The sequence below is a fragment of the Cobetia sp. cqz5-12 genome (genome assembly GCF_016495405.1).
In the GTDB taxonomy this organism is placed as follows: domain Bacteria; phylum Pseudomonadota; class Gammaproteobacteria; order Pseudomonadales; family Halomonadaceae; genus Cobetia.
In genome coordinates, this window is sequence record NZ_CP044522.1 from 2,897,665 (window position 1) to 2,911,209 (window position 13,545).

A 13,545-nucleotide genomic window follows, 5' to 3' on the forward strand; every position below is an offset into this window, starting at 1 on the left:
CGCAATGACGAAACAGAAGGAAAGCATGGTGGCTGGCGCGCCACCGCACAAGGGGAAGATCCACTCAGCCACGCTAGAGCGCAGACGAGGGCCTGAGATTCGTTGCCCGCAGCAACGACGATGGCCCTGCCAGAAGACAGGGCCATCGCGTCAAGCCGACATTACTCGGATTCGGTAAAGCTGCACGCCGCGAAGACACTGTGGCCTTCTTCACGAATGCGCGCGGAACCGCCGATTTCCGGCAGATCGATGATGGCTGCCGTCTCGACGACCACACCACCAGTGCGCTCGATCAGCTTGCAGGCCGCCAGCATGGTGCCGCCGGTGGCGATCAGGTCGTCCATCACCAGAATGCGATCACCTTCACGGAAGGCATCGGAGTGCAGCTCGACGGTAGACTCACCGTATTCCAGCGTGTAGGTCTCGCTGATGGTCTTGAACGGCAGCTTGCCCTTCTTGCGCACCGGCACAAAGCTGCAGCCCAGTTCATAGGCCAACGGTGCACCGATGATGAACCCGCGTGCATCGATGGCGGCGATGGCGTCGATTTCCATCTCCTGATAGCGATGCACGAAGGAGTCGATCAGCTTGCGGAACGCGGCGGAATTCTGCAGTACCGGCGTGATGTCACGGAAGTTGACACCCGGCTGGGGCCAGTCCGGCACGGTGCGGATGACAGACTTGATGTAGTCGCTGTAGATGCTCATTAGAGGGCTCCGTCGAGGAACAGGTATTTGCAGGCGAACAGGATGGCGAGAATCACCAGCCCCGGGCTCAGATCACGATAACGGCCGGAGAACAGCTTGATCACGGCGTAGCTGATGAAGCCCAGCGCGATCCCGTTGGCAATCGAGTAGGTCAGCGGCATCACCAGGGTGGCGATCACCACCGGTGCCGCTTCAGTAATGTCGTTCCAGTCGATGCGTGCCAGACCGCCCGTCATCAGGCAAGCGACATACAGCAGCGCACCGGCAGTGGCGAAGGCCGGAATGGAGGTCGCCAGCGGCGACAGGAACAGGCTGACGAGGAAGAGACCGGCCACGACGACAGCCGTCAGGCCGGTGCGACCGCCGGCCGCCACGCCGGTGGCGGATTCGATGTAGCTGGTCACGTTCGAGGTGCCCATCACAGAGCCGACCATGGTGGCGCTGGAGTCTGCCATCAAGGCCCGCCCCAGACGCGGAAGGTGGCCACGCTCATTGGTCAGGCCAGCCTGCTGGGAGACGGCGATCAGCGTGCCCGAGGTGTCGAACAGGTCGACGAACAGGAAGGCAAAGATGATCGACACCATGCCCAGATTGAAGGCGCCAGCGATATCGAGCTCCGCCAGCGTCGGCAGCATGCTAGGCGGCATCGAGGCAAAGCCGTGGAAATCGTTGTTGCCGGTCAGGGTCGCCAGCAGCGTGACGAGCAGTATGCCGATCATCACCGCGCCGATCACCTTGCGGTAGGACAGTGCGACGATCAGGAAGAACGAAAGCAATGCATACATGGCCGCCGGCGAGGACAGGTCACCCAGCGTGACCAGTGTGCCCGGGGCGTCGACGACGATGCCGCTGCCCTGCAGGGCGATGATCGCCATGAACAGGCCGATGCCCGCGGCGATGCCGGTCTTCAGCGAAGCGGGAATGGCATTGATGATCCATTCGCGAATCTTGAAGGCGGAGAGCAGGAAGAAGCTCACCCCGGACAGGAAGACCGCGCCCAGCGCGACCTGCCAGGGCACGCCCATCTGACCGGCGACCGTATAGGTGAAGAAGGCCGTCAGCCCCATGCCCGGTGCCAGCGCGATCGGGTAATTGGCATAGAGGCCCATGATCAGACAGCCGATGGCTGCCGCCAGACAGGTCGCGACGAACACGGCGCCGTGATCCATGCCGGTGGAGGCCAGCATCGAGGGGGCCACAAAGATGATATAGGCCATCGCGAGGAAGGAGGTAAATCCTGCGATGACTTCGGTACGCACATTGGTACCGTGCTCGGAGAGCTTGAAAAGACGTTCCAGCATTGAGGTAGCCCCTATCCTTGAGCAGTGCCTGTCCGGCAAGGCGCAGTGGTCGGTGATTGTCAGAATCAGCAGATCAAGACGAACTCGCTCGGACAGGTATGCCGCACAGGGCGATGAATGAAGCTTTCCCCTGTTCAGCCTGCCTGAACCACGATGCCCCGCCAGCGGCAGGGCATCGAAAGGCGCAACATGGTACCCAAAGGTCTGCAGCGAATCGAGCATTCCCGGCATATTTCCTGACCAGTCAGACGAGTTCTGGCGTCATGCCAATGAGTTGATCCGCTGCAGACCTGCAAGCCTCATGCCAGACGGGAGGCCATGACCCGCTCGACGGTCTCGACGATGGCCTGGGTCTGCGGGTCGACTTCAAGGTTGACCTGATCACCGACGGCACGGACTCCCATCAGGGTCCGCTCCAGGGTCTCCGGAATCAGATTGACGCAGAAGCGTGTGCCCTGCACCTCGCCGATCGTCAGGCTGACACCGTCAAGTCCCACGTAGCCCTTGTCGAACAGGAAACGCATCAGCTCGGCCGGCGCCTGGAACCAGATACGACGATTGTCGGCGGTGGCCTCGATGGCATCGATGGTCACCATCGCCATGACATGACCAGACATGGAGTGCCCGCCGATCTCGTCGCCGAAGCGTGCCGCTCGCTCCACGTTCACGACGCTGCCCACCTCGAGCTCACCCAGATTGGTCAGACGCAGCGTCTCGCGCATCAGGTCAAAACTCGCCAGTTGACCCTCAAGTGCCGTCACGGTCAGACAGCAACCGTTATGGGCCACCGAGGCCCCCAGCTCCAGCCCCGCCTCCAACCCCGCCGGCAATCGGACTTGATGCGTGCGAAAGTCAGTGCGTTCTTCAATGGCCACCACTTCCGCCATGCCTTGTACGATACCCGTGAACATGCGTGATCTTTCCTTGCACTGCTGCTTCTTGCTGTCGAGAAGCCATGAATAAGGGACGGCATGCAGCAGCGAGATAACTGGCATGCCCAGCCGAAATCCTAGCATGGTGGACTTCCCGCCGACATGCTGGCGATGCCGGCCGTTGGGCTGCGTGAACACAGAGCAGCCAGTACGGGCCGCAAGTCTTGCCCGGCTGACCGTCAAGACAGGAAAGCCGTCATTGGTGGTTGGAACCCTCGTCACGACAAGATTCTTGTAAGAAATGGCTTACAGAGCGTATCGCCGAATTGCCATATCGAACGACAGTTCGAATAAACGGCCAGCGCAAGACCAAAGTCGTTGACACCCCCAAGGTGACTGATAGAATGCGCCTCAAATCTGTTTGGCGCCGATTTGTACCCGGATTGCGGGCGCCCACCACGAGAGCTGGTCTCACGGGGTGCAAGTTCTGCTAAAAGGGTGTGTCCAGCGTTGATGGCCACCCGTCTTGGGTGGTCTTTTTTCTCCCCACTGGATCGCTCCCCTCTTCGCTGTCTGCCATGTGCGCAGACGCAGGCAGAACGTTCTGTCCTCTACAGACCTTCGCCCGCAATCCGGATGGTGCCTTAACCACTCGGACCCCCATGATCACACTCAAGAACGTCTCCAAGACTTACGGCAGTGGTGACAAGGCCGTGGTCGCGCTCAAGGATGCCAGCCTCACGGTTCCTCAGGGCGCCATTACCGGCGTCATCGGCCTGTCCGGTGCCGGCAAGTCGACCCTGATTCGCTGCGTCAATCTACTCGAACGCCCCACCGCCGGCAGCGTCGTCGTCGATGGCCAGGAACTTACCGAGCTCGACGAGTCCGCCCTGCGCAGCGCTCGTCATCAGATCGGCATGATCTTCCAGCACTTCAATCTGCTCTCCTCACGCACGGTCTTCGCCAATGTGGCGCTGCCGCTGGAGCTGGCTGGCGTCTCGAAAGACGAAATCAGACAGCGCGTCGAGCCACTGCTGGAGCTGACCGGCTTGAGCGACAAGGCTGGCCAGTATCCTGCCCAGCTGTCCGGCGGTCAGAAACAGCGCGTGGCCATCGCCCGTGCGCTGGCCAGCCGCCCCAAGGTATTGCTGTGCGACGAGGCCACCTCGGCGCTTGACCCGCAGACCACCGCTTCCATCCTTGAGCTGCTCAAGGACATCAACACCAAGCTGGGCCTGACCATCCTGCTGATCACCCACGAGATGGAAGTGGTCAAGAGCATCTGTGATCAGGTCGCCCTGATCAGTGGTGGCGAGCTGGTGGAAGTGGCGCCGGTGGGCGATTTCTTCACCGCGCCGCAGACCCGACTGGGTCGCGAGTTCCTCAATGAATTCCTGGAACTGGAGCCGCCGCGCGCGCTGGTCGATCGCCTCGAAGCCAGCGCAGGGCCTCACACCCATCCGGTGGTCCGTCTGGCCTTCAGTGGTGATGCCGTGTCCACACCGCTGATTTCGCGACTGGCGCGTGAATGCCAGGTGGATGTCAGCATCCTGCAGGCCAAGGTGGAGTCCATCCAGGACCGCACTCTCGGCCTGATGATCGCCGAACTGATGGGCGACAGCCACCAGACCCGGCAAGCGCTCGATTATCTCGAATCCCACGACCTGAAAGTGGAGGTGCTCGGCCATGTCACCCGCACTACTTGAACTCGTTCTCACCTCCACCCTCGAGACGCTTTACATGGTCGCGGTGGCAGGCCTGATCTCCGCGGCACTCGGCATTCCGCTGGGCGTAGCACTCTACACCTCGCGCCCCGGTCAGATTCTCGCTCGACCGGCACTCAACAACGCGCTGAGCATCATCACCAACATCGGTCGCTCGGTGCCGTTCATCATCCTGATGGTGGCGATCATCCCGCTGACGCGCCTGATCGCGGGTAGCTCGATCGGCACCAATGCCGCCATCGTGCCGCTGACCATCGCCTCCATTCCCTTCGTCGCCCGCCTGATCGAAGGCGCGCTGAATGAAGTCGGCCCGGGGCTGGTCGAGGCCGCACAGGCCATGGGCGCCACGCCGATGCAGATCATCACCAAGGTGCTGCTGCCGGAAGCACGCGGCGGCATCATCAATGGCCTGACCATCACCGTGGTCACCTTGATCAGCTATTCCGCCATGGCCGGCACCGTCGGCGGCGGCGGCCTGGGCGATCTCGGTATCCGATACGGCTACAACCGCTTCGACCCGATGGTGATGCTGGTGACAGTCGTCATCCTGGTGGTCATGGTGCAAGGCTTCCAGAGTCTGGGGGATCACCTGGTGCGCAAATCGAACCACAAGTAAGCGTCGCTGCATGAGCGGCGACTGACCTACCAGTGGCGATCGATCTACAAACCACACGGCTTTCGGTATCGTGGCGGTTCATCTCAATGAGCCGTCACTCATAATATCCCGCGGACCTCGCCGGTCACGCTGGGTCACAAGGAGAACATCGATGCGCAACATGCTGACCACGCTTTCTTCCCCGCTGCGCCTTGCCGGTGCCGCCACCCTGCTCGGCGCCACTCTGCTGGCTGGCTGCGGCAATGACGCATCCGACGAGAACACCCTCAAGATGGGTACCGTCGCAGGCCCGGAAACCGAGGTGATGAAGGTCGCGGCCGAGATCGCCAAGGAAAAGTACGACCTGAACGTCGAGATCACGGAGTTCACCGACTACGTGTCTCCGAACGCCGCTCTGGCCGATGGCTCGCTGGACGCCAATGCCTATCAGCACCAGCCGTACATGGAATCCATGGTGCGTGAGCGTGGCTACAAGTTCGCCAGCGCCGGCAAGACCTTCGTGTACCCGATCGGCGCCTATTCCGAGAAGTACGAGGACATCAGCGAACTGCCGGACGGCGCGACCATCGCCCTGCCGAACGACCCGTCCAACGAAGGCCGCTCCCTGATCCTGATGCACGACCTGGGCATGATCGAGCTGACCGACAAGAGCAATCTCGAAGCGACCCCGATCGACGTCGCCAAGAACCCGCATGACTACCAGTTCAAGGAAATCGAAGCTGCCCAGCTGCCGCGCATCCTGCCGGACGTTGACCTGGCCTTCATCAACAACACCTTCGCACAGCCGGCTGGCCTCGCGCCGGAAGACGCGCTGATCCGTGAAGGCGCCGAGTCCCCCTACGTCAACCTGATCGTCGTACGTCAGGGTGATGAAGACAGCGAGAAGGTGCAGAAGCTGGTCAAGGCCTACCAGACGCCGGAAGTCGAAGCCAAGGCCGAAGAGCTGTTCAAGGGCGCGGCGGTGCCGGGCTGGAAGTAAGACTCAGCCCATGTCATTGACAGACACCTGAACGCAGAGCGCCGACCACTGGTCGGCGCTTTTGCATCTGATTGATGAACCACCCCATCACGTTCAGCTACCGAGGCGGCGCAGAAGCACACGCAGAGCGCGCTTGAAACAGGCGACCCGCGACCGCATCCTTGCGCCATCTCGCCACCTTATCCATCCCTCAGGAGCCCTCATGGCCACTCGTCCCGACTATTCACTGCTGGCGCGCCAGCTGGACGCCATTCTCGACACTCGCGACTGGCTGACCAACGCCTCCCAGACGGCTGCCTTCATCAACATGACGGTGGAGAACCTCAACTGGGCAGGCTTCTATGTGCAACGTCAGCCGCAGGTTCTGCACCTCGGACCGTTCCAAGGTCAGCCGGCCTGCCACCCGATTCCCTTCACCAAGGGCGTGTGTGGCGCCGCCGCCACCGAGCGCACCACCCAGCGTGTCGCGGACGTGCACGCCTTCCCGGGCCATATTGCCTGTGATGCCGCTTCGCGCAGCGAGCTGGTGATTCCGGTGCTCATCGAGCAGGACGGCCAGCAAGTGCTGTGGGGTGTGCTGGATCTGGATAGCCCAAGCCCTGAGCGCTTCGAAGAGGAAGACCAGGCCGGCATCGAGCGCCTGGTCGAGATCTTCATCGCCTCCAGCGATTTCGACAGCGTTCCTGTCTGAATCGGTCAGCCTGTCTGAAGAGGTCGGCTTGCCTGCAGTTTCATGCCCTGCCGCCCGCCGTGCTTACCCGCACCGCGGGCGGTTTGCGTTGTGCCACCCTGCCACTTGCGTAACCCTTGACGAGGTGTAACGTGAAGATTCCTCTGACCTGACAGGAGCAGAACATGCCAGCGACCGCACCTCCTCATGCAGAAGCTTCTCTCCAGAATCACGATGACGCCCATGCCGGGCTTGAGCAGGTCATCAAGCATCTCGAGCGCATCAAGGCGTTCACGGCGCGCACCGGCAATGACCTCGGCGCCAAGCGCACCCTGCTTGAGGCTTACTTCGCCGCCGACGCCAGCATTCTCGACACCGGCGTGACACCGCGCCTCGCGATGGTGCCAGGCGGCGAGGGAGAGCGTGTCTGTGAGGTGTTGCCGGCACCCGATGACGCACCAGCGCGCCCGCGTCACCTGCTGTATGTACATGGTGGCAGCTGGATCGCAGGCTCACCTGCCGGTCACCGCCCGCTGGCCAGCCGTCTGGGCCGTGCGGCACGCGCCGAGACCTACACCCTGGATTATCGTCTCGCGCCAGAGGCCGCCTTCCCGGCCGGCCTGCAGGACGTGTTGGCCGCGTGGCGCTGGCTATGTGACGAATACCCGCAGGACCACCTGCTGCTGGCCGGTGACAGCGCGGGCGGCAACCTCACACTGGCGGCCCTGAATGCACTCAAGAGTGCAGGCGAACGGCTGCCGGATGCAGTGATCGCCTTCTCGCCCGCCACCGACCTCAGCTGGGGCAGCGCCTCGCTGTCGCGCAAGGCCGAGGTGGACCCGATCCTCGACCCCAATCTGCTGCCCTTCGTGAGCATGGCCTATGTGCAGGACGGCACCGACATGAGCGATCCGCGCATCTCGCCGCTGGAGGGAAATCTGTTTGACCTGCCTCCGACGCTGATCCAGTGCGGTGAGGCGGAGATCCTGCTCGATGACAGTCGTCGCTACGCCGCGCAGGCGCAGGATTGTGGCTCACCTGTCACGCTCAGCCTGTGGCCGAACATGCCGCATGTGTTCGTCGGTTTCGCCCCACTGCTGAGCGCTGCCAATGCCGCTCTCAAGGAAGCACGCGAATTCCTCGACGCTACGCTTGCCTGAGCGGCGCACACCAGTCCTGCGGCAGACTTTCATGACACGCACACGAAAACGCCCGACTCGATGAGCCGGGCGTTTTCTGGAATCTGGTAGGACCAGGCGGATTTGAACCGCCGACCTCCACGATGTCAACGTGGCGCTCTAACCAACTGAGCTATGGTCCTGAAGTGTGGCAGATGACACAAAAGCACTTGAAACATACCGTGGAACGGCTTGGTAGGACCAGGCGGATTTGAACCGCCGACCTCCACGATGTCAACGTGGCGCTCTAACCAACTGAGCTATGGTCCTGAATCAAGTGGCGTGATGTTGCCATCAGTGCCGATGCTGGTAGGACCAGGCGGATTTGAACCGCCGACCTCCACGATGTCAACGTGGCGCTCTAACCAACTGAGCTATGGTCCTATGTCAGCATGCTGAAAAGCGAAGCAGTGTGATGCGAAGTGCTTTGCCCTGTCAGCGAGGACGTATTCTACGCAACTCCTGTTTTGATGCAACCCCCTGATGATAAAAAATTTTCTCGCCAATCTACCTTGCCAGGATCAGGTAAAAAGCGCGGGTAAAGAGCGGCCATGGTTCGCGGCGCGCAAGGCACGCAAGCGAGGCACGTCATCATGGCCAGGCCTGAAAGGACTCACCCATTTACTTGTCCGGCCCGGCACCGCCAGCCGCTCTTGTCGAACGATACAAGGTTGGCTGGCAGCGCACAGATACGGCAATGACTGGCTGCAGGGCCTGGACTGCTAGAAAAAGACCCGACGCAGCACAGCTGCCAATACAGCCCCCAGCAAGGGGCCAGCGATGGGCACCCAGGCATACTGCCAGCCCGAACTGCCCTTGCCGGCAATCGGCAACACCCAATGCGCGAAGCGCGGCGCCAGATCACGCGCCGGATTCATCGCATTGCCGGTCGGGCCACCCAGTGACAGACCGATGGCCCACACCAGCGCGCCGATGAGATACGGCAATACCCGATCCGTGATCAGCTCACTGTTGACCATGCTGCCGATGGCGAAGATGAGTACCACTGTCGCGATCGCCTCACTGATGACATTGGCCGTCTTGTTGGCCACTGCCGGGTCAGTACAGAAGACCGCGCGTTTGCGCAGCGGGTCTCGGGTCACCTCCCAGTGCGGGTAATAGGCCGCCCACACCAGCACCGCTCCCATGAAGCAGCCGAGCAGCTCCGCCAGCATCATCCTGGCGACCTTGAGCTCATCGGTATGCACGCCCAACAGGTATTTCGCCATCGTCACCGCCGGATTGAGATCGCCATAGGGCGACCCTGTCGAGGTCGAGACCAGCACCCCGACCATCACGGCAAATCCCCAGCCGGCATTGATCATCAGCCAGCTGGAACCCGCTCCCTTGGTGCCCCTGAGCATCGCATTGGCGACCACGCCACCCCCCAGCAGAATCATGAAGGTGGTGCCCAGAAACTCGCCCGTCATGACGTCAGTCCACATCTTGATGACCTCCGCCACTTGCCCCCTGTCAGTCGTCTACCGCCATCTCTCGCCCGCACGAACGCGCCCCATGACGATGGAGTGATGCTATCGCCAAGTGATGGCAAGAAAAGGCGAAGACCCGAAATGACTTCGCCCCGTCGAGGGACGGGGCGAAGACTGGTTACAGTGCCACAGGTGCAGGGAACTTCACCAGCAGATTGCGGCAAGGATTTGTTACAGCAGCAGATGCCACATGGAGGCTGCGATCAAGGCCCCTGCCAGGGGACCGGCGATCGGCACCCAGGCATAGCCCCAGCCGGAGGCGCCCTTGCCGTGGATCGGCAACAAGGAGTGTGCGATGCGCGGCCCCAGGTCACGCGCCGGGTTGATGGCATAGCCGGTCGCGCCACCCAGCGAGAGGCCGATGGCCCACACCAGCATGCCGACCAGATACGGCAGCAGGCCAGCGCTGATGGTGCCTGAACCGACGATGGCACCGATACCGAAGATCAGCACCACGGTACCGATCACTTCGCTGAGCATATTGCCCAGACGACATTCAACTGCCGGATCCGTGCAGAACACTGCCCGTTTGAGGCCAGCATCGCTGGTACGCTTCCAATGCGGCAGATAGGCCAGCCACACCATCACGGCACCGGCGAAACAGCCCAGCATCTGCGCGATGACATGCCGCGCCACATCCATGAGAGTGGCATGTACCCCGAGCAGATACTTGGCCAGGGTCACCGCCGGGTTGAGGTCCGCCTGGGGCGAACCGGTCGAGACGGCCACGAACACGCCGATCATCACGGCAAAGCCCCAGCCGGTGGTGATCACGATCCAACCGGAACCATTGCCCTTGGTGTCAGACAACACCACATTGGCGACCACGCCACCGCCGAACAGGATAAGGAACAGACAGCCGAGAAACTCGCCCGTCATGACATCGGTCCACATGCTCAGTGGCCTCCGTCGCTTTTCACTCTTTCTACCGCTTCCAACCAGCCGGCGTAGAGGCGCTCACGCTGCTCTTCCGCCATTTCCGGCGCGAAGGTACGCTCGCAATGCCACAGCTCGCTGATCTCATCCAGGCTGTCATACCAGCCGATATGCAGGCCAGCCAGATACGCGACGCCCAGCGCCGTGGTTTCCAGCACGCGCGGACGATCCACCTTCACGCCCAGCATGTCAGACAGGAACTGCATCACCCAGTTATTGCTGACCATGCCGCCATCCACGCGCAGATTCGCGCAGTTGATGGCCACGTCATCCAGCATGCACTCCTGCAGGTCACGCGTCTGATAACAGACTGACTGCAGACCGGCCGCCACGATATCGGTGATGCCGGTGCCACGGGTCAGCCCCAGAATCGCGCCACGCGCCTGCGGGTCCCAGTGCGGTGCCCCCAGGCCAGTGAAGGCCGGCACCATGTAGACGCCGTGGTCGGCCTTGGCCGCCCGCGCCAACGGTTCGGTCTCGGAGGCATCCGAGAACAGCTTCAGACCGTCACGCAGCCACTGCACGGTAGCACCCGCCACGAAGATGCTGCCCTCCATGGCATAGGTCGGCTTGCCATTGAGGCGATAACCCACCGTGGTCAGCAGACGATTGCGCGACAGCTCCATCTTCTCGCCGGTGTTCATGATCATGAAGCAGCCAGTGCCGTAGGTGCTCTTGCTCATGCCGGGCGTGAAGCAGGCCTGACCGACCAGCGCCGCCTGTTGATCGCCGGCCACGCCGCGAATCGGCATCGCCGCACCGAACAGCTGCGGATCGGTGATGCCGAAATCATCACTGGAATCCAGCACTTGCGGCAGCAGGGATTCCGGGATGCCGAACAGCTCCAGCAGCTCACTGTCCCAGCACTGATCGACGATGTTGAACAGGCAAGTACGCGATGCGTTGGTGGCATCGGTGACGTGACGCTTGCCAGCGGTCAGCTTCCAGATCAGGTAGCTGTCGACGGTACCGAAGGCCAGCTCGCCCTTCTCGGCACGCGCGCGAACGCCTTCGACATTCTCGAGAATCCAGCGCAGCTTGGTCGCGGAGAAATACGGGTCGATCAGCAGGCCGGTCTTCTGCTGGATCATGTCACCATGACCGGCATCGGAAAGCTCACGGCAGTATTCGTGGGTGCGGCGGTCCTGCCAGACGATGGCGTTGTAGACCGGCACGCCGGTCTCGCGGTCCCAGACGATGGTGGTCTCACGCTGGTTGGTGATCCCGATGGCGGCCACCTGCTCGGCGCCGACATTGGTATTGATCAGCGACTGACGCACGGTGCGCTTCACTGACCCCCAGATATCATCGACGTTGTGCTCGACCCAACCGCTGTCCGGGAAATGCTGCGGAAATTCTTCCTGTGCCAGACCTGTCACCGTCCCTTCACGATCGAACAGGATGGCGCGGGAGCTGGTGGTACCCTGGTCGATCGCGAGAATGCGCGTGGGTCCATCGACGCGAGAGTCTTTCTCTGGCTTGGGGCTAGACATTATGACTGTCCTTGGCTTCGAGGCTGCTTCTGAGAGTACACGTCAGCGGAGACTGCGGTACTTCACTATATTGGCTCGGGTATCATGTGAGGGCGACAGGAGAAAGCGGGTTGGCTTTGTCCTCTTCGCGCTTGGCAGGCGCAGCGAGAACACTTTCTCTTGAACCATCACAACCGAACACGAAATGTTCGTCTTCGAATATCGCTGCAAACGTTAGCGCCAAATGCGCGCTATCACAAACGTATTACCAATCAATATCATTGTACCTTGGTCTCATGCCCAATGCGCCGACATGGCCTGTTGCAGCTTCGCAACACCTTGACGCCATTCGTCAAATTGCACTGACGCCCCCCTGTTGGATTAGGATGTAACCTCACTGGACGACCCCACTCCCCAACGGCAACCGTGATGCGCACTTGCTGACATGAAGTGAACTCACGGTCCGCAAGCCGCTGACAACAAGAGGACAGGATGATGCAGCCAAAGCGCCATCGCGCCATTGTCGAACTGATCACGCGTCAGGGCTATGCCTCCATCGAGCAGCTGGCCAGTCACTTCGAGGTCACGCCGCAGACCATTCGTCGCGACCTCAATCAGCTGTCCGAGGCCGGTGCGCTCAAGCGCGTGCACGGGGGCGCGGGGCTTGAGTCCAGTACCGTCAGTACCGCCTACAGCACCCGCAAGACATTGAACCTGGGCGCCAAGCGGCGAATGGCGGCGGCCCTGGCCAAGCAGATTCCCGACCACGCCTCGCTGTTCATCAACATCGGCACCAGCAACGAGATGGTGGCCGAGGCGCTGTGTGATCACCACGGGCTTGAGGTCATCACCAACAACCTGAACGTGGCGGCCATCCTCCAGCACAAGGAGGATTTCAATGTCATCGTCGCCGGCGGCATGGTGCGCTCCCGCGATGGCGGCATCATCGGCGAGGCCACCATCGACTTCATCAACCAGTTCAAGGTCGACTTCGGCATCATCGGCATCAGCGGCATCGATGAAGATGGCTCGCTGCTGGAATTCGACTATCAGGAAGTGCGTGTCGCCCAGGCGATCATCCACAACTCACGCCAGGTCTTCCTGATCGCGGATCACTCCAAGTTCCAGCGCAATGCGGTCGTGCGTCAGGGCAATCTGAGCCAACTTGATGCGCTCTTCACCGACATCCAGCCCCCGGAAAGCATCCTGACCCTGATGCGTCAGCACGAAGTCGCGCTGCATGTCGCCGGTGACGAGTCGTCTGACGAGACTGGCGACGCTTGAGCGCCAGGACGCGTCATCCAGCCGACGAGTCGTCTCGCAACCGACTCATCTCATAATCGGGTCATCGCGCAATCAAGGGGCCAGGCAATACGCCGACGAGCAGTCTGGCCCGGCTCTCGCCCTTCTACTTATTATCCCCCTCCCTGGCCCCCTGGCCCCCTGGCCCCCTGGCCCCCTGGCCCCCTGGCCCCCTTGCCCCCTTGCCCCCTTGCCCCCTTGCCCCCTTGCCCACTCACACCGATACACCCTCGCGGCCCACGAGAGCCACCCTTATGCTGTCTGCCCGATGCCCAGCTGCCCTGCGTCGTCTCCGCAT

At 61.7% G+C, this 13,545-nt stretch carries 12 protein-coding genes and 3 tRNA genes; 6 read left to right on the top strand and 9 right to left on the bottom strand.

Translation table 11 applies throughout. The features are described from left to right. Positions 1–161: 161 nt before the first annotated feature. The 3 genes from F8A90_RS12095 to F8A90_RS12105 form a co-directional block, all read right to left on the bottom strand. A complete protein-coding gene (locus tag F8A90_RS12095) occupies positions 162–707 on the bottom strand; it encodes an adenine phosphoribosyltransferase (RefSeq protein WP_166018584.1) in 546 nt (181 codons plus the stop codon). After that, positions 707–2,008, bottom strand: coding sequence for an NCS2 family permease (locus F8A90_RS12100; RefSeq protein WP_107336316.1), 1,302 nt, complete (start codon positions 2,006–2,008; stop codon positions 707–709). Before F8A90_RS12100 ends, F8A90_RS12095 begins: the two co-directional genes overlap by 1 nt. A 299-nt stretch (positions 2,009–2,307) precedes the next feature. Further along, complete coding sequence (locus tag F8A90_RS12105; protein WP_054557313.1) at positions 2,308–2,919, bottom strand: riboflavin synthase; 612 nt, start codon at positions 2,917–2,919, stop codon at positions 2,308–2,310. 623 nt (positions 2,920–3,542) lie between these two features. Here F8A90_RS12105 and F8A90_RS12110 point away from each other — a divergent pair. From F8A90_RS12110 to F8A90_RS12130, 5 genes are all read left to right on the top strand, one after another. Further along, on the top strand, positions 3,543–4,586 hold the full coding sequence (locus F8A90_RS12110; RefSeq protein WP_200017311.1) for a methionine ABC transporter ATP-binding protein: 1,044 nt from the start codon (positions 3,543–3,545) through the stop codon (positions 4,584–4,586). Further along, positions 4,567–5,220 carry a methionine ABC transporter permease gene (locus tag F8A90_RS12115; protein ID WP_200017312.1) on the top strand — a complete coding sequence of 218 codons (654 nt, stop codon included), beginning with the start codon at positions 4,567–4,569 and terminating at the stop codon, positions 5,218–5,220. The genes F8A90_RS12110 and F8A90_RS12115 overlap by 20 nt, the downstream gene beginning before the upstream one ends. Positions 5,221–5,380: 160 nt before the next feature. Continuing rightward, positions 5,381–6,199: a MetQ/NlpA family ABC transporter substrate-binding protein gene (locus F8A90_RS12120; RefSeq protein WP_200020017.1), complete on the top strand. Its 819-nt coding sequence runs from the start codon at positions 5,381–5,383 to the stop codon at positions 6,197–6,199. Positions 6,200–6,401: 202 nt separating this feature from the next. Further along, positions 6,402–6,890 carry a GAF domain-containing protein gene (locus F8A90_RS12125; protein ID WP_200017313.1) on the top strand — a complete coding sequence of 163 codons (489 nt, stop codon included), beginning with the start codon at positions 6,402–6,404 and terminating at the stop codon, positions 6,888–6,890. Positions 6,891–7,054: 164 nt separating this feature from the next. Continuing rightward, positions 7,055–8,029, top strand: coding sequence for an alpha/beta hydrolase (locus F8A90_RS12130; RefSeq protein WP_200017314.1), 975 nt, complete (start codon positions 7,055–7,057; stop codon positions 8,027–8,029). 84 nt (positions 8,030–8,113) lie between these two features. Here the strand turns inward: F8A90_RS12130 and F8A90_RS12135 are convergent. The 6 genes from F8A90_RS12135 to glpK form a co-directional block, all read right to left on the bottom strand. Further along, a tRNA-Val gene (locus F8A90_RS12135) sits at positions 8,114–8,190 on the bottom strand. A 50-nt stretch (positions 8,191–8,240) separates the two neighbouring features. Continuing rightward, positions 8,241–8,317 (bottom strand) — tRNA-Val (locus tag F8A90_RS12140). A 37-nt stretch (positions 8,318–8,354) separates the two neighbouring features. Beyond that, positions 8,355–8,431, bottom strand: a tRNA-Val gene (locus F8A90_RS12145). A 338-nt stretch (positions 8,432–8,769) separates the two neighbouring features. Next, positions 8,770–9,492 carry an MIP/aquaporin family protein gene (locus tag F8A90_RS12150; RefSeq protein WP_166018589.1) on the bottom strand — a complete coding sequence of 241 codons (723 nt, stop codon included), beginning with the start codon at positions 9,490–9,492 and terminating at the stop codon, positions 8,770–8,772. A 216-nt stretch (positions 9,493–9,708) separates the two neighbouring features. After that, the gene (locus F8A90_RS12155; RefSeq protein ID WP_052384798.1) at positions 9,709–10,431 is read right to left on the bottom strand and encodes an MIP/aquaporin family protein; all 723 of its coding nucleotides are present in this window, start codon (positions 10,429–10,431) and stop codon (positions 9,709–9,711) included. 2 nt (positions 10,432–10,433) lie between these two features. Next, entirely contained in the window at positions 10,434–11,966 is a 1,533-nt protein-coding gene (gene glpK / locus F8A90_RS12160) for a glycerol kinase GlpK (protein WP_200017315.1), read from the bottom strand. 471 nt (positions 11,967–12,437) lie between these two features. On the opposite strand from glpK, the gene F8A90_RS12165 reads away from it, so the two are divergent. Beyond that, positions 12,438–13,229, top strand: a complete 792-nt coding sequence (locus F8A90_RS12165) for a DeoR/GlpR family transcriptional regulator (RefSeq protein WP_200017316.1) — start codon at positions 12,438–12,440, stop codon at positions 13,227–13,229. Positions 13,230–13,545 lie beyond the last annotated feature (316 nt).